The organism is Streptomyces sp. NPDC060184, from assembly GCF_042728795.1.
In the GTDB taxonomy this organism is placed as follows: Bacteria; Actinomycetota; Actinomycetes; order Streptomycetales; family Streptomycetaceae; genus Streptomyces.
On record NZ_JBHWYX010000022.1, the window covers coordinates 18,649 to 34,500 of the forward strand.

The 15,852-nt window shown below is 73.5% G+C and carries 13 protein-coding genes; 3 read left to right on the top strand and 10 right to left on the bottom strand.

The features are described from left to right. Positions 1-27: 27 nt before the first annotated feature. Positions 28-774 (bottom strand): maleylpyruvate isomerase family mycothiol-dependent enzyme, encoded by a 747-nt coding sequence (locus ACFWEE_RS16685; protein WP_386889775.1) that lies wholly within the window; start codon positions 772-774, stop codon positions 28-30. Between the two features lie 155 nt (positions 775-929). Further along, on the bottom strand, positions 930-2,192 hold the full coding sequence (locus ACFWEE_RS16690; RefSeq protein WP_386889776.1) for an MFS transporter: 1,263 nt from the start codon (positions 2,190-2,192) through the stop codon (positions 930-932). Positions 2,193-2,313: 121 nt separating this feature from the next. Here ACFWEE_RS16690 and ACFWEE_RS16695 point away from each other — a divergent pair, with 121 nt between their 5' ends. After that, a complete protein-coding gene (locus tag ACFWEE_RS16695) occupies positions 2,314-3,528 on the top strand; it encodes an ROK family protein (RefSeq protein ID WP_386889778.1) in 1,215 nt (404 codons plus the stop codon). A 123-nt stretch (positions 3,529-3,651) separates the two neighbouring features. On the opposite strand, the gene ACFWEE_RS16700 is transcribed toward ACFWEE_RS16695, so the two are convergent. Together ACFWEE_RS16700 and ACFWEE_RS16705 are read right to left on the bottom strand one after the other, a co-directional pair. Further along, positions 3,652-4,176 (bottom strand): ATP-binding protein, encoded by a 525-nt coding sequence (locus ACFWEE_RS16700; protein ID WP_386889780.1) that lies wholly within the window; start codon positions 4,174-4,176, stop codon positions 3,652-3,654. 388 nt (positions 4,177-4,564) lie between these two features. Then, positions 4,565-4,882, bottom strand: coding sequence for a hypothetical protein (locus ACFWEE_RS16705; RefSeq protein WP_327174102.1), 318 nt, complete (start codon positions 4,880-4,882; stop codon positions 4,565-4,567). A gap of 375 nt (positions 4,883-5,257) precedes the next feature. Here ACFWEE_RS16705 and ACFWEE_RS16710 point away from each other — a divergent pair, with 375 nt between their 5' ends. Further along, the gene (locus ACFWEE_RS16710; RefSeq protein ID WP_386889781.1) at positions 5,258-6,391 is read left to right on the top strand and encodes a PLP-dependent cysteine synthase family protein; all 1,134 of its coding nucleotides are present in this window, start codon (positions 5,258-5,260) and stop codon (positions 6,389-6,391) included. Between the two features lie 98 nt (positions 6,392-6,489). Here ACFWEE_RS16710 and ACFWEE_RS16715 read toward each other — a convergent pair whose 3' ends face one another. Together ACFWEE_RS16715 and ACFWEE_RS16720 are read right to left on the bottom strand one after the other, a co-directional pair. Beyond that, on the bottom strand, positions 6,490-6,948 hold the full coding sequence (locus tag ACFWEE_RS16715) for an SRPBCC family protein (RefSeq protein WP_386889782.1): 459 nt from the start codon (positions 6,946-6,948) through the stop codon (positions 6,490-6,492). Positions 6,949-7,067: 119 nt separating this feature from the next. Further along, positions 7,068-7,928, bottom strand: coding sequence for a DeoR/GlpR family DNA-binding transcription regulator (locus ACFWEE_RS16720; RefSeq protein WP_386889783.1), 861 nt, complete (start codon positions 7,926-7,928; stop codon positions 7,068-7,070). A 336-nt stretch (positions 7,929-8,264) separates the two neighbouring features. Here ACFWEE_RS16720 and ACFWEE_RS16725 point away from each other — a divergent pair, with 336 nt between their 5' ends. Beyond that, positions 8,265-10,637 (top strand): hypothetical protein, encoded by a 2,373-nt coding sequence (locus tag ACFWEE_RS16725; RefSeq protein ID WP_386889899.1) that lies wholly within the window; start codon positions 8,265-8,267, stop codon positions 10,635-10,637. Here the strand turns inward: ACFWEE_RS16725 and ACFWEE_RS16730 are convergent. The 4 genes from ACFWEE_RS16730 to ACFWEE_RS16745 form a co-directional block, all read right to left on the bottom strand. Beyond that, positions 10,607-13,054, bottom strand: coding sequence for a right-handed parallel beta-helix repeat-containing protein (locus ACFWEE_RS16730; RefSeq protein ID WP_386889784.1), 2,448 nt, complete (start codon positions 13,052-13,054; stop codon positions 10,607-10,609). The genes ACFWEE_RS16725 and ACFWEE_RS16730 overlap by 31 nt on opposite strands. A gap of 292 nt (positions 13,055-13,346) precedes the next feature. Beyond that, complete coding sequence (locus tag ACFWEE_RS16735) at positions 13,347-13,955, bottom strand: hypothetical protein (RefSeq protein ID WP_386889786.1); 609 nt, start codon at positions 13,953-13,955, stop codon at positions 13,347-13,349. A gap of 209 nt (positions 13,956-14,164) precedes the next feature. Next, positions 14,165-14,989 (bottom strand): MOSC domain-containing protein, encoded by an 825-nt coding sequence (locus ACFWEE_RS16740; RefSeq protein ID WP_386889787.1) that lies wholly within the window; start codon positions 14,987-14,989, stop codon positions 14,165-14,167. Positions 14,990-15,089: 100 nt separating this feature from the next. Beyond that, positions 15,090-15,671 carry a DUF6643 family protein gene (locus ACFWEE_RS16745; RefSeq protein ID WP_386889789.1) on the bottom strand — a complete coding sequence of 194 codons (582 nt, stop codon included), beginning with the start codon at positions 15,669-15,671 and terminating at the stop codon, positions 15,090-15,092. Positions 15,672-15,852: the final 181 nt, after the last annotated feature.

The window sequence follows — 15,852 nt, forward strand, 5'->3', positions numbered from 1 at the left end:
CGGTTCCGGGAAGACCCCGCGCCCGCGTCACCAGGTGATGGCGGACTTCTCCGTCCAGAGCCGCGCCAGGGTCTCGTCGCCGTCGAGGGTGACCGAGGAGAGCGGCAAGCGGTTCCACAGGGCCAGATAGAGGGACTCCGCGCTGCCGCTCACCACACAGTCGGCGACGGTCTCGCGGCCGTCGTCGCGCACCGCACGGGGCGGTCCGGCCGAGAGGTGGACCGTCCAGGCGACGCCCGCGTCGACCGCGTGCACCCGCAGGACGCGCGGGTCTTCGGTGCGTACCCGGCTCTTGGCGCGGGCGTGGAAACCGGTCAGCAACTCGTCGACACCGTCGAGCGCGCGGGCCGTGCCCACCGGTGAGTACGGTGCTCCGAGCGCCGATTCGGCGTCCACCCGGTGGACCGTCGTCTCGTGCAACTGGCGGCGGGCCCAGAACGCCGAGCCCGAGGCCGCCGGCATGAACGTCCAGCAGGCGAGGTCGCGGGGAGCGGCGCCCAGCGCCGCCACCAGATCCCGGTGACCGTCGGTGAACCAGTCCAGCAACTCCTTTTCGTCCAGGTCGGGTTCGCCCGCGTCGTCGACGTACTCGGTGTGCCCCTCGGCGACGAAGGCCGTCGCCCACCGGTGCACCATGCCGGTGTGGCGCAGCAGGTCGCGCACCCGCCAGCCCGGGCAGGTCGGCACGAGGGCGTCCGTCCTGGCCCGCTCGGCCGCCGCGACGAGCAGCCGGCCCTCGTCGCCGAGCTGTGTGATCTGTTCGGACATGTCCATGGCGCAGATTCTGGCAGGACCGGAGGCGGAATCGGCGACGTTCTCGGCTGGTGGAACCGACGGGATTCCGTACGAGGCGGTACCGGGTCCCGTACCGCCTCGTACGGAACGCGGTACCGCGTCCCGTACCGCGACGCGGTGTCGCGACCAGACCCTCAGGCGGCGTTCGGCGACGCGGTGCGGGAGACGTACCCGAGCACGGCAGCTGCGGCGGCGAGCAGGGCCACCGTGGTCAGGGCCATCGGCAGTGAGAGCCAGTCGGCGAGGAAACCGATGACGGGCGGTCCCATCAGCATGCCGCCGTAGCCGAGGGTGGAGGCGGCGGCCACCCCGCCGGGGCCCGCCAGCGCACCGGCCCTGCCGACGGCGACCGGGAAGATGTTGGCCAGCCCGAGCCCTGCCACGGCGAAGCCGACGAGCGCCAGGGAAACCGTGGGGGCGAGCGAGCCCAGCAGCATGCCCGCTGCCGCCGCGCTGCCGCCAAAGACCAGCGTCCGCGTCTGGCCGAAACGTTCCAGCAGGGCCGTACCGGTGAGTCGGCCAACCCCCATGGCCAGGGCGAAGAGTGAGTACCCGGCAGCCGCGATGCCCGGCGTCGCGTGCAGATCCTGGGTGAGGTGCAGCGCGCTCCACTCCGCGAGCGCGCCTTCGCCGTACGCGGTGCAGAGCGCGATCACGCCGAACAGGGCGACCACGCGGCGGACGGCCGGGCTCATGCGGGGAGACCCGGCGCGGGAATCCGGAGCGGCGGACGCCGTCGACGCGTAGGAGGTGGGAGACGCGGTGGAAGTGGCCGCCGTGTCCGGGGTGTTGTGGAGCATGACCGGCCCGGCGACCGCGGTGACCACAAGGCCGGTCGCGGCGAGCAGGGTCAGGTGGGCGACGGGGGAGAGGTGGCCGGCGGCGACGCCGCCGATCCCCGCGCCGGCCATCCCGCCGAAGCTGAACGCGGCGTGGAAGCTGGGCAGTACGGGCCGGCGGATGGCGGCGACGAGGTCCACCGCCGCACTGTTCATGGCGACGTTCATTCCGCCGTAGGCGGCGCCGAAGACCAGCAGCAGCAGCCCGAGCGTCAGCGCCGAACCGGCGTGCGCGGGCAGGGCGATGCTCAGGGAGAGAAGGATGCCGCACCCGACGGCGACCCGGTGGCTGCCGAAGCGGTGGCAGAGCCGGCCGGTGAGGACCATCGTGATCACCGCGCCCGCCGAGACCCCGAGCAGGGCGAGCCCGAGCGAGGAGGCGGAGGCGCCGATGTGGTGCTTGATGGCCGGGATACGGACGACCCAACCTGCGAAGAGGAAACCGTCGAGAGCGAAGAACGCGGTCAGCGCGGTGCGGAGCCGGGCCGCGGAGGGTGGGGCGGTGTCTCCGCCATGGCCCCCCGTTCGGACCGTCCGCAGTTTGTTTAGGTGCGGCACAAACTCAGCATAGGGGCGCGCCGGGGGCGGGCACAAGACACGTGCGGACGTGACCCGCAGCACGTCGTGACCTGGTGCCGAAGCGTCAGAGACACCTCCGGATCGTGGGAGACTCGCCCCCATGAACGGCAAGGTGTCCACCACGCGGACAAAGCTGGAGAGGGGCCGCAGCGCGCTCGGGCCGGCCCTGGAACTGGTGCACACGGGGCGCGCGCCCACCCGTGCCGTGCTGACCTCGGAACTGGGTGTCACCCGCGCGACGGCGGGAGCGGTCGCGGCCGAACTGGAGGCGCTGGGACTCATCAGAGTCGATTCCAGCCCCGGTTCGGCCGCCGGTTCGCAGGGCCGCCCCTCGCACCGGCTGTCGGTGCGCGAGACCGGCCCCGTCGTACTCGCCGCTCAGGTGCACAGCGACGGGTTCCGCGCCGCGCTGGTCGGTCTCGGAGGCCGGATCGTCGCCACCGCACCCGGTTGCGGCACCGTCATGGCCGACCCCGCGCAGGTGCTCGGCGAGGTGGTGGAGGCGGGCGCGCAGCTGCTGCGCGGCAGTGGGCTGCGCTGCGTGGGCGCCGGGCTCGCCGTCCCCTCGGCCGTGGCCGAACCGGAGGGAACGGCCCTGAACCCGATGCACATCGCATGGCCCGCCGGCGCCCCGGTGCGCGAGATCTTCCGTTCCTGCGTGCGTGAAGCGGGCATCGAGGGACCGGTGTTCACCGGAAACGACGTCAACCTCGCGGCGCTGGCCGAACATCGGCACGGCTCCGGGCGCGGCGCCCAGCACCTGCTCTGCGTGGCCACCGGCCACCGGGGCGTCGGCGGCGCACTGGTCCTCGACGGCCGCCTGCACAGCGGGAGTTCGGGGCTGGCGCTGGAGGTGGGGCACCTCACGGTGAACCCCGAGGGCCGCGCGTGCCACTGCGGTGGCCGCGGCTGCCTCGACGTCGAGGCGGACCCGCTCGCCTTCCTCCTCGCCGCGGGACGGACGCCCGGCCCGGAGGAGTCGCTGCTCAAGCAGGCCGGCGATCTGCTGCGTACGGAGTACGGGGACGGGGACGTACGCCGCGCGGCCGAGGCCCTCATCGACAGGCTGGGACTGGGGCTCGCGGGACTCGTCAACATCCTCAACCCCGACCGGGTCATCCTCGGCGGCCTGCACCGTGATCTGCTCCAGGCCGACCCCGACCGGCTGCGGGCCGTCGTCGCCGACCGCAGCCTGTGGGGGCGCAGCGGGAGTGTGCCGATCCTGCCGTGCACGCTGGCGCACGACAGCCTGGTCGGCGCGGCCGAACTGGCCTGGCAGCCGGTGCTCGACGACCCGCTGACCGTCCTCGTCTGACCCGTGAGCCGCGAGTCCCTCCCGCGTCACGCGGGGCGACCGGTGCCCGAAGAGCCAGTACGGTTCCGGACACCGGTCGTGAGGCAGTCAAATGCCTTGCGCTCAACTGTTGCTGAGGGGATGTCAGCCGAGGACGGCCGATCGGCTGGGGAACTGCGCCGAGGCTTCCACCGCCCCCGCGTACCGTCCCCCGAACGGGCCGTCGGTCATCGATCCGTAGACCGCGAGCGGTGGCAGCGCCCTCGTCGGGACGGACGGAGTGGGCAGGGTGAACCAGACGACCTTGCCCGCCCCGTCGCCGGGACGGACCCCCCAGCTCTCGCTGACGGCGGCGATCAGGGCCAGTCCGCGCCCGGACGTGGCGAAGGTGTCCGCCACGTTCACGGAGGGCAAGCGTGGGTCGTGGTCGTGGACGGAGACCGTCAGGCGGTCGAGCAGCAGCTCGATGTCGACGGTGCACGACTTGTCCGGTTCCGCGTGGCGGTGGACATTGGTGAGAAGCTCGGTGACGCCCAGGGCCGCATGGTCGATCAGAAGATCGAGATGCCAGTAGCGCAGTTGCGCCGAGATGATTCTGCGGACCTGACCGATCCGCGACGGCAGTGCCTGGAGCTCCACCGTGCAGTGCCTGCTTGGCTCGCTGATCACGGCTGCGACTCCCCGAAAGAGGTCCGGAAGAAGACGGAGGAACGGATCCAGCATGTGGCTGGCTGGTGTTTCTGGTCTGCTGTGGTCCGTCGCGGCGGCCCGGCACCTTCAGTCGCAGGGTGACCTTCGTTGAACCGTCCGTGACGTAAGTTCAGCGTCGCTCAGGGCGACCCGCTCCGCAACTCGCGGCCGTGGGCCCGGCTCATGGTCCGGACAGCCGGCCCGGGGCGAGCGCGGGAGGCGGCGGAGCCTGAGGGTGGCCGATGCGCGGTGGGCCGCGCCCGCCCAGGTGCGCCGTGCCTCTACGGGGCATGCCCTGCCTGTGCGGGGTGTGCAGCCTGTGCGGGGTGGGCCGCGCCCGCGTCGGTGCGGCGCACCCGGCCCCTGGTCAGCGGTGACGGCAGCCCGCGCTGCGCAGCACCTCCAGGAAGTGATGTATCGGGGCCGTCCCGTCCGGCCGACGACCGCGTTGCCCCATGGTGAGCCGGTAACGCACGCCGTTGACCCGGGCGACGGCCGAATCCGTCTGGGAGAACCACCACTTCCACGCGCTGACCGCTCCCACCGGGGCACTGTCGATCTCCCGGCCGTTGCTCGTGAGAAGAGCGACCCGGCCGTCCTTGACGATCACCTGCCCGGCCCGGGTGAGCGAGCGAGCCCATCGTTCGATCCGTACCCCCCGTGCGCTGAACTCCACGTCGTCCACCGCTCGGTCGCCCCCCTTCACCCATCGACTCCTGGAAGGAAGTCTTCCCGTCCCGGCACTGCTTCACGTACGCGTGTCGGGCTGAATTGCGTGTACGCAAGGTGACGCCGGGCGAAGCGTGGCGCCCGAGGCCCTCCCGCCCTCCGGGCTCCGCGCCCAGGAGGTTCCGGCTCCGTACGCCGAGAGTTCCGGCCCGTGTGCGAGGAGTTCTGGCCCCGTGTACCCAAGCGATTCCTGGAGGAGGTCCAAGTCTCCGTTTGCGCAGGTGGGGGGAATATCGTGGGAGGAAGGCACAACAGGTTCCACGGATTCCACCGGTTCCACGGATACCGCACGGGTTCCCGGGTTCCACAGGCTCCAGCAGGAGGATCAGCGATGGGCATCAGCGAGCACGGACGCGACCAAGGACCCGTCGCGACGATCGACGTCGACCGCAGTGACTCCGCGTACCGGTCGTGGCTCAAGGAGGCCGTGCGCAAGGTGCAGGCCGACGCCAATCGGTCCGCCGACACCCACCTGTTGCGCTTCCCGCTGCCCGAGGAGTGGGGCATCGACCTGTATCTCAAGGACGAGTCCACCCACCCGACCGGGAGCCTCAAGCACCGCCTCGCCAGGTCCCTCTTCCTCTACGGGCTCTGCAACGGCTGGATCCGCCCGGGGAAACCGGTCATCGAGGCGTCCAGCGGTTCGACGGCCGTCTCCGAGGCGTACTTCGCCAAGCTGATCGGGGTGCCCTTCGTCGCGGTGATGCCCCGCACCACCAGTCCCGAGAAGTGCCGGCTGATCGAATTCCACGGTGGCCGCTGCCACTTCGTCGACGATCCCCGGGCGATGTACGAGGAGTCGGCCGCGCTCGCCAAGGAGACCGGCGGCCACTACATGGACCAGTTCACCTACGCGGAGCGGGCCACCGACTGGCGCGGCAACAACAACATCGCCGAGTCGATCTACCAGCAACTCCGGCTGGAACGCTACCCGGACCCCGCCTGGATCGTCGCCACGGCGGGCACCGGCGGCACCTCGGCGACCATCGCCCGGTACGTCCACTACATGCAGCACGACACCCGCATCTGCGTCCCCGACCCCGAGAACTCCTGTTTCTTCGACGGCTGGACGCGGCACGACCCGCTGGCGAGCAGCGACTGCGGCTCCCGCATCGAGGGCATCGGCAGGCCCCGGATGGAGCCGAGCTTCGTCCCCGGTGCCATCGACCGGATGATGAAGGTGCCGGACGCGGCGAGCGTCGCGACGGTACGCGCCCTGGAGCGGGTGATGGGCAGGCGCGCGGGCGGCTCCACCGGTACCGGGCTCTGGAGTGCCTTCAAGATCATCGCCGAGATGGTGGAGCGCGGCGAGCAGGGCAGCGTCGTCACGCTGATCTGCGACTCCGGGGACCGCTACCTGGACAAGTACTACTCCGACTCCTGGCTGAACGAGCAGGGGCTCGACATCGCCCCCTACGCCGCCGCGCTCGACACCTTCCTGCGCACCGGAGGCTGGCCCGCCTGACCCGCGGCTCCGGGCGCGGTCCGGGCACGGAGCCCCGGCGCCGGGGCCGCTCTCTCCGACCCGGCCCGCCGCGACCCGGCCCGCGCGCCACGACCCCGCTACGCCCCTCGCGGCGCGCGGGCCGGGGCTTCGAGGAGGCCGTCGAGCACCCGCCCGAACATCCGCCGCCCCGCCGCCGTGAGCAGGGGATCGATCCAGCGGCCCGGAAGGAACAGCCGGACGTCCTCCACCCACACCACGTGGGAACCGGTCTGGGTCGGCAGCACGTCGATCGACGCCCGCCCCCGGACCGTCCGCCCGCGCTTCTCCAGACGGCAGAGCCCCGCACGGCCCGCCTCGGGCGGCGTCCAGCGGACCACTTCCATCGGGTCGTCGAAGGTGAGCGGCCCGACTCCGGTCCGCGCGACGAAGACCGTGCCGACGCCGGTCCGTGTGCCGGCCGGGACGAGGACCGAGGTGAGCGGCACATGCGCACCGTGCCGCTCCCAGTCGGTCACGCGGCGCCAGGCCTCGGCGGGGGGAAGGGACGTGAATCGTTCGATCCGGAAGACGGCCACCGTCCGATCCTAAGGAGGTGGGCCGCCGGATGCGACGCGTAACGGAATCTCCGGCGAGGAGCCGCCGCCCCGTTCGCACGCCTGTCCGGTCCGGAGCGGATCGTGCGACCGGGCCCCGTTCAGGCGGGGTGCGGTCCCTCGTCGGATTCCGGGGCACCGGCCGGGCCCGCCACCAGGAGGCCGCCCGGCAGCAGGTCCTCGATCTCCGCCCGCGCCTGCGCCGGCAGCCCCGCGTCCGTCACGAAGGTGTCCACCTCGCCGAGCGTCGCGAAGGAGCTCAGACCGACCGTCCCCCACTTGGTGTGGTCGGCCACCACCACGACCCGGCGTGCGGCCGACACGAACCGCCGGTTCGTCTCGGCCTCCGCCAGATTCGGCGTGGAGAGCCCCGCCTCCTCGGAGATGCCGTGCACCCCGAGGAAGAGCACGTCGAAGTGGAGCGAGCCGATGGCGCGGTCCGCCACCGGCCCGACGAGCGAGTCGGAGGGGGTCCGTACCCCGCCCGTCAGCACCACCGTGGCCGCGCCCGCGCGGGTCGCGCCGGAGGAGGACGGACGGTGGGCGTCGTGGAACACGTCGGCCACCCGCACGGAGTTGGTCACCACGGTCAGGTCCGGCACGTCGACCAGTTGCCGCGCCAGCGCGTAGGTCGTCGTACCCCCCGAGAGCGCGATGGCGCTGCCCGGGGCGGCCATCGCCGCCGCGGCCCGCGCGATGTCCTCCTTGGCGCCCGGCTCCAGGGCCGACTTCGCCTCGAAGCCGGGCTCGTGGGTGCTCGTCCCGACCACCGGCACCGCGCCGCCGTGCACCTTCTCGATGACGCCCTGGCGGGCCAGCGCGTCGAGGTCCCGCCGGATCGTCATGTCGGACACGTTGAGGCGGCGGGTCAGCTCGTTGACGCGGACCCCGCCGCGCTTGCGGACCTCGTCGAGGATCAGGGCACGCCGCTGCTCCGCGAGCAGATTCTGGTTCTCGCTCAACGCGGTGTCCGGTCCTCTCCTCTGGCCCTACGGCTCCGCGGCACCGCGGAACGCCCGTGCAATCCTCCCACGCGCCCCACCGGGGGGTTCACCGAGGTCCGGACGTGGGGAGATTCGGTGAGAGGCCGTCACCCGACGTCGATCTCGGCGATTCTGGTGGCGCGGGCGCGCCGGTCCTCTCCGAGCCGCCCGGTACCACCCCTTCCACGCCCGCCGGACGGCCGGGCAGACCGGAGAGCGAGTACTCCCTTGGCCCCCGCCCCCCAGGTTTCCCGGTCCACCGGGATCGCGCTCGAACTGCTCGTCCACGGAGTCGGCGGCACCACGCCGCAGGAGATGCTCGGCGATCCGCGCACGGTGCGCGTGACCGGCGACCTCACCGCCGCGATGTACCGGCGCCCCGAGGACGTGGACGCGGAGGAACACCCCGAGTGCTACCGCGACCAGCCCGTCGCCGAGGCGTACTGCTGGTCCAACCTGACCTCCGGCAACGGCTCCCGCGCCCTGTGGCTGCTGCTCCTCCCGTTCATGGTCGTCAACCTCGCGCACTGGATGCGACCGGCCGCCACCGGGCGTGGCCGCGCGGTCCGGTTCTACGGCGTACTGGTCCGGGTCCTCGCGCTCAGCCTCACCGTGCTGCTGACGGCGGCGGCCTGCGAGGTGGCGCTCGACCTCGTGGCCTGGCAGTGCGCCGGCGTGTCCGCCTGTTCGGACCGGCGGTCCTGGCTCGGCTTCCTCTCCTCCGAACAGGGCGGCTGGTGGTCCCAGCCCGGCAGGCGGCTCGCCCTCGCGGCGGTGCTGCCCACCGCCCTGGTCACCCTGCTCTGGTACCTGTCCAACCGCACCTGGAGCGCGTACGAGTCCCAGCGCCCCTTCCTCGGCACCGGCGCGCGAGGCGACGCGCGTGGCGACTCGCGCGGCGGCCCGGACGGCGACCTGGGCGGCGGCCGGCACGGCGACACACCACATCCCGACGACACGCCGGTGCCCGCCACGCGCCCCGCCCTCGGCCGCCCCGGCTTCTGGTACGGGCGACGCCTGGTCGCCCGGCTGCGCGCCGCGCACACCGCCGCGGGGCTCCTCACCGTCGCCGTCTTCGTCGAGCTGGCCGCCGCCGACTACGACGGGGCCCACTCCGGCCCCGGACCCGCGCTCCTCGGCCGCCTGCTGACCACCGCGCTGGCGCTCTGCGCCCTCCTCGTCCTCGCCGTCGTCTGCCGCCGGGGCCGCAGCGAGCGCCGCCTCGACCACCGCCTGGACGGCGCGGTCATCACCTTCCTCCCGTCCGCCGCCCTCGTCCTGCTGGCGCTCTCCCTCCTCCACGCGGCCTGGTCGCGGCCCGGCTGGACCTCCTCGGGCGCGCTCGTCGCGGGCGAGGACACCTTCCGGGCGCTCACGGTCGGCCAGGGCCTCCTCGTGGTCGCGCTCGCCGCCGTCGCCCTGAGCCTCCACCGCCACGCCCCCGACGCCCGCACCTCGCTGTACGGGCTGGGCGGGCCGGCGATCGCCATGCTGGCGTGCGCGCTGGGCGGGGTGATGACCGGCGGACTCGCCCAGCGGGTCGCCGACTGGCTCGACGGTCCGGGCACCCCCGGCATGGGAGCGGGCTCGGCCATAGGAGGTCCGCCCGTCCTGCTGAGCTGGCAGGCCTCGGTGCTCCCGGTGCTGCTCCTCGTCCTCCTGGTCCCCGTGGGCGTGCTCCTGGTCCGTACCGCCCGCCTGACCCGCCGCACCGAGCCGGTCGTCGCCGCCGAGTACGCGCCGGAGTACGAGGGCCGCACCCCCGAGCGCGGGCGCACCCGGCAGATCGCACGGGTACGGGCCACCGCCCGGCTCACCGACGAGGCGCCCTGGATCATCGGACTGCTGTCCGGGGCCACCCTGCTGCTGGGCGCCGCCGCGCTGGCGGGCTCCTGGGCCACCGGGCAGGTGCCGGGCCGGGCCATGGACGGAACCGGTCCCTTCCTCGAATCCGCGGCCGAGGCCGCGCAGTCGACGGGGTCCTGGATGGTCGGCTTCGGCTTCGTGCTCTTCGTCGCCTCCGGCCGGCGGGCCTACCGCGACGCCTCGGCCCGGCGGACCATCGGCATCCTCTGGGACGTCGGCACGTACTGGCCGCGCGCCGCCCACCCCTTCGCGCCGCCCTGCTACGCGGAACGGGCCGTGCCCGACCTCGCGTCCCGGATGTCCGCCTGGACGGCCAGGACCGGCGGCCGGCTCGTCATCTCGGGCCACTCGCAGGGCAGCGTGCTCGCGGCTTCCGCGGTCTGGCAGCTCCCGGCCGTCACCCGCCGCAGGGTCGCCCTCCTCACCTACGGATCACCTGTCGAACGCCTGTACGGTCGATGGTTCCCGGCCTACTTCGGTCCCGCCGCACTGCGCGGGCTGCACGGATCGGTGCACTGCTGGCGCAACCTGTGGCGGGCCACCGACCCGATAGGAGGACCCGTCCGGGTCGGCGGAGCCGCCGGACGTCCCGAGGTCGACCGCGGACCGCTGAAGGACCCGCTGGTGCACGGCCGCACCGCCGAACTGCCGCTGCCCGAACCCATCCTGGGCCACTCCGACTACCAGGCCGACCCGGCGTTCGCCCAGGAACGCGCCGCGCTGCTCGCCGAACTCGGCCCCGTACTGCCCCGGCAGGGCGGCGACGGGGCCGGGCACCCGAGCGCGGAGGGTCAGGGGAGTTCGGGCAGGTCCTCCGGGTAGAGCAGGGTCAGGTCGTCCGTGCTCGCCTCGGCGAGCTGGGCGACCCGGCCCGCGTGCCGCTCCACCATCGACTCGAAGGTCTGGCGCGCCGTGCGGCCGTTGCCGAAGGCGGGCCCCTTGGGCAGCTCCGTGAAGTACTTCGTGAGCGCCTCGCCGGTGCCCTCGGCGAGGGTGTACTCGTGCTCCTGGGCCTGCTGCCGGACGATCCGCAGGAGCTCGTCCGGCTGGTAGTCGCCGAAGGTGATGGTCCGCGAGAAGCGCGACGCCACACCGGGGTTGACGGTGAGGAACCGCTCCATCTCGTGGGTGTAGCCGGCCACGATCACCACCACGGCGTCGCGGTGGTCCTCCATCAGCTTCACCAGGGTGTCGATGGCCTCCCGCCCGAAGTCCCGGCCGGAGTCCTCGGGAGAGAGGGCGTACGCCTCGTCCACGAAGAGGACTCCGCCCCGGGCGCGGTCGAACGCCTCCTGGGTGCGGATGGCGGTCGAGCCGATGTGTTCGCCGACCAGGTCCACCCGGGAGACCTCGACCAGGTGGCCGCGCTCCAGCACGCCGAGGGAGGCCAGGATCTCGCCGTACAGCCGGGCCACCGTGGTCTTGCCGGTGCCGGGGGAGCCGGTGAAGACGAGGTGGCGGCGGACGGAGGCGGCCTTCAGACCCGCCCGCTGCCGCCGGCGCCCCACCTCGATCATGTCGGTCAGCGCCCGGACCTCCCGCTTGACGCTCTCCAGCCCCACCAGCGCGTCCAGTTCGCCCAGGACCGCTTCGGAGTCGCGGGCCGGCTCGTCCGGGACGTCGGGCACGGGCGCGGCGGAGGGCGCCGAGGCGCGCTGCGCGGGCAGCGAGCCGAGCAGTCCCGGCGCCGCCGCCTGGGTCGCGGTGAGTACGGGCGCGGCCGGCGCGGCGGGGGTCCCGCGCAGGGCGCTCTCGTCGCTGGTGCAGTCCTCCACGACCGGTCCGGCACCGCCCGACCCGTCGTGGGAGGTGCCCTCGGGGAACTCGTAACCGCCCCGCGCGCAGCGCTCGGTACGGCAGCGGGTGAGGGTGGTGCGGCACCCGTCCATCACATGGAAGCCGTACCCCTCGCTGCCGGTCACCCGGCAGCCGTGGAAGGTGCCCCGGCCCTCGGCGGAGACGTAGAACCCGGCCTCGGCCGGCGAGGTGACCGTGCAGCGCTCGATGGTGGGATCGGCGCCCTTGGTGACGATGACCCCGGTCTGCGCCGCGTCGATGGTGCAGTTGTTGAGCGTGCCGCCACTGCCGTGGTCGCGGAACCAGGCGCCGGTGGACGCCTCGCGGATACGGCAGTCGTCCAGCTGCGCGGTGGCCCCGTCGCTCACCGAGACGGCGGTGTTGCGGATCTGGGTGAGATCGCTGTCCACCACGTCGGCACGGGAGCCCCGGTCGAGCACGAACAGGGCGTCGGGCACGTCGTGGACGCGGCAGGCGTCCAGTATCACCGTGGCCCCGTCGCTCACCCAGACGGCGGGGTAGTCGCCCGTGCTGTCGTGGATCTCGCACTGGTTGGCGTCGACCCGGGTACCGGGGTCCCACACCGAGAGACCGTTGCGGCCGAACCGGCGGACCGTCGAGCGGGTCAGCGTCAGCACCGAGCGGGAGCGCAGGTCGACGGCGTTCTCCGGGATGTCGTGGATGTCGCAGTCGGCGAGCGTCAGCACGGCGTCGGTGTCCAGCGTGATGCCGTCGCCGGAAGTGCGGTGCACGGTGCAGTCGGTGAGATGGGCCGAGGCGCGCGCGGTCACCTGGACCCCGCTGCCCTTGACCTCGTACACCTCGCAGCCCACGGCCTCCAGCCCGCTGCCCTCACCGGTCACGCTCAGCCCCGAGCCGGAGGAGTGGTGGACCCGGCACCGGTCGAGCCGGGGATGGGCGCCGTCGCGCACCGACACGCCGGACTGACCCGCCGAAACGACCTCGCACTCCTCGAACACGCCGCCCGCGCCGTCCAGGACGGCGATCCCGACCCCCGCCGGATTGTCGACCGTGCACCGCCGCACGGTGGGGCGGCCGGCGCCCCGGACCTCGATCCCGGCGGCTGAACGGGTCACTATCCGCAGGTCCACGAGGTCGGGGGCACCGCCCTCCACCAGCACCGCGGGGGCCGCCGAGTCCTGGCCCTCCACGTGCAGGTCCTGGATGATCGCGGAGGCCCGGACGGTGAGCGGCACGCCGTCCACCGGGGCGATCCGCACCGAGCCGACGGCCCCCTCGGGGCCACGCAGCGTGACCGCCCGCTGGACGACGAGATTCTCCCGGTACGTTCCCGGAGCGATCGTGAGGACGTCGCCCTCGGCCGCCGCTTCCAGGGCCGCGCCGAGCGAGGGGTACTCGCCGGTGCGCCGCCGCCATCGCGATGTGCCGGTGTGCGTGACCTGGACCGTGCCCTGTGCCATGGCGCTGTTCTGCCCCCACCTCGTGCTGTGTGCGATCCCTCGTGTCCGTACGCACCGTCGTGCGACCGCGGGGTGCCGTCGGCCTTCCGACGACGGCGCGGGCGGGTCCGCCCTGCCGAGGGGAAGGGCGGGCCGGTCCACCGTAGCGCGCGCCGGGGGCGGGAGTTGACGACTCCCGCCCCGGCCTTCCCGAAGTGGGGCTCCGCGCAAGGCCGTCGGTCCGCCCGGCAGGGTGCTGCGGGACGCCGGGGAACCCGTGCCGCGGGGCCCCGCGCGGAGTTCGCGCCCGCGTTCAGGAACCCGTTCCGGTTCTGCCCCAGTCGGGGCCCACCGCCGCCCAGGCGCGGTCCAGCCGTTCGTACCGCCGCCGCACCATGAACCGCACTCCGGTCCGCCGGGCCGCCTCCACGGCACCGGCCGTCAGCAGGAACGCGCCCGCACCGGCCAGTCCCGCGTGGATCGCCGCGGTGCCCGCGTCCATGGGGCGCGGGGCGAGAGCGCCCCGGTCGTCGGTCCAAATCCACACCCGCTCGCCGGGCTTGTGCACGCGCGCCGCGGCCGGCACCGTGCCGTGCCGCTCGCGGCCGTCCGGCGCCTTCCACCTCGCCGTCACCGACTGCCAGGTCGCGGGACCGGCCCCGCCCTCGGGGTCGCCGGGGAACGCGGCCGGGCGCGCGGACACACCGACCACGACCGCGCCCACCCGGTGACGGTGGGCCCGCTGCTCGCGGATCGTGTCGCGCAGGCCGGAGTCGGCGGACAGGGCGCAGAGACAGCCGACGGCGGGCGCGACGACCAGCACCAGCACGAGTGCGCACAGAGCCAGCCACGCCTCGCGGCGGTCGGTGTCCCGGCACAGTGGATTGTGCCGCCAGCGCCAGACCCCCGAGACCGCTCGCACAGCTGTCGCCCCCTCGCCTTTTTCCCCATGCGCCGCCCGTCCGAGCGCATGCACCCGTCAGGAGCGCACACACCCGTCCGAGCGCCCGCGCCCGCTCGAAGCGCCCGTGCACACCCGGGGGAGCGCGGAGGGCGGCCTCACCACCCCCAACGCCCATCCGCCCCCCGTCCGTTCCCGGCCGGCCCCGGGCCGCCGCCGCGGGGCGCGGCTCACTCCAGCACGCGGACCGGGTCCCCGACCCGGACGGCCCCCGTGCCCTCGGGCACCAGGTGCATGCCGAAGAGCAGCTTCGTCCCCGTCCTGCGGTGCAGGGCGAGCGTGCGCAGCGGTTCCCTGCCGCGTCGTGCCGTCGACTGGTCGATGGTGGTGATCGCGCATCTCCGGCACGGCTTCGCCACCCGGAAGGCGACCGGGCCGATCGCGACCCGCCGCCAGCCGTCCTCCTCCCAGGCGCCGGTGCCGTCCACCACGGCGTTGGGGCGGAACCGGTTCATCGGCAGCGGGCCCTCGTGCGGGTGGTCGCCGTTCGCGATCAGCGCGTTGAGGGCGTCCAGCGAGGCGACGGTGGTCAGCAGCAGCGGGTAGCCGTCCGCGAGGCTGACCGTCTCCCCGGGCCGCGCGTACTTCGGGTTGAGGGGCCTCCGGAACGACGGCTCGTCCTGATGGACGAGCCGGACCTCCGTACCGAGAAACCCGCTCAGCCAGGCCCGCGCGGCCGGTGCCGCCTCCACGACCTCGAGCCTTGTGCCGAACAGCTCCACGACGACCGTGTCCGCGCGCTTCGGCACCGCCACCTCCAACGGCGGCCTGCCGGGCGCGGCCAGTTCCACCCCGCCGTCCGGCAGCGGCCTCGCGGAGATCCCCGCCAGACGGGGTTCCTGACGCTGTGTGACTGCTGTGCCCGCCCCGTCCACCAGCATCCAGCGACGGTCGCCGGCGAGTCCCCACGGCTCGACGACGGCGCCGTCGACGGCCAGGGCCGCCAGCGACTTGACGGGGTGGAGGTGGAGGGAGCTCAGAACGGGATGAACCATCCGGCCATTTTGTCAGCGTTCCGCGAGGCCTCCGCACGCACCCGCCCGCGGCCACGACCGGGGCCGTTCACCCCCGGACCGGGTGCGGCCGGTCGCCCCGTCAGTACCCCCGGCCCTGGTACGGCTGGTCGTACGGGTCCTCGTACGGCGAAGGCGCCGGCGCGGGGCGCGGCGCCGCCGGCCGCATCGCCTCGTAGCCGGTGGCGGGCGCGGGCCGCGGCGGCTGTTGCTGCTGCGGGTAGCCGCCGCGCATCGGAGCCTGCTGCTGGGGGAAGCCCCGCGGCGGGGTCTGCTGCGCCGGGAACCCCCGGGCGGGCGTCTGCTGTTGCGGGTATCCCCGCGCGGGGGAGGGCTGCTGCGGGATGTACGGCGCGGGGGCGTGCTGCAGCTGCGCGGGCTGCATCTGCGCGGGCTGCATCGGAGCCTGCGGCTGGTACGGCTGCGCCAACGGCTGCTGGTAGCCGTAGGAGCCGACGGGCTGGGAAGGAGCGGCGGGAAGGGCCGGCAGCGAGGACGGCAGCGCGGGGAGGTAGCTGTTGCCGGTCTCGTAGGCGGCGGGCACTCGGATCGGTGCGATCTGAGGCGTGCCTCGCTCCGCGACCAGGGAGTCGTAGATCGGAGTGTCGGCGAACGACGGTGCGGCGTAGTAGCCGCTTCCGTAGCTGGAGCGGGGGGAGGTCATGCCACCTAAGTTAAGCCCACGATGTGCGAGTTGGGGAGGCCGCCCAGAAGGTTGTTTCCCGAGTTGTGCGCCAGCTGAGTTCACCAATGCGAGCGAACTTCCCATAAAGGGTCACCGTGGTGTGTAGTGATCGTGTAAAGGGCGTCATGTCGGGCAGTCGTAAGGTCCCGAAACGCCCGGT

Excerpts from the sequence above, each read along its gene's own strand:
- ACFWEE_RS16725 (WP_386889899.1), top strand. The coding sequence starts at position 8,265 with ATGCTCGGCGATCCGCGCACGGTGCGCGTGACCGGCGACCTCACCGCC.
- ACFWEE_RS16745 (WP_386889789.1), bottom strand. The coding sequence starts at position 15,671 with ATGACCTCCCCCCGCTCCAGCTACGGAAGCGGCTACTACGCCGCACCG.
- ACFWEE_RS16685 (WP_386889775.1), bottom strand. The coding sequence starts at position 774 with ATGGACATGTCCGAACAGATCACACAGCTCGGCGACGAGGGCCGGCTG.
- ACFWEE_RS16695 (WP_386889778.1), top strand. The coding sequence starts at position 2,314 with ATGAACGGCAAGGTGTCCACCACGCGGACAAAGCTGGAGAGGGGCCGC.
- ACFWEE_RS16730 (WP_386889784.1), bottom strand. The coding sequence starts at position 13,054 with ATGGCACAGGGCACGGTCCAGGTCACGCACACCGGCACATCGCGATGG.
- ACFWEE_RS16710 (WP_386889781.1), top strand. The coding sequence starts at position 5,258 with ATGGGCATCAGCGAGCACGGACGCGACCAAGGACCCGTCGCGACGATC.
- ACFWEE_RS16740 (WP_386889787.1), bottom strand. The coding sequence starts at position 14,989 with ATGGTTCATCCCGTTCTGAGCTCCCTCCACCTCCACCCCGTCAAGTCG.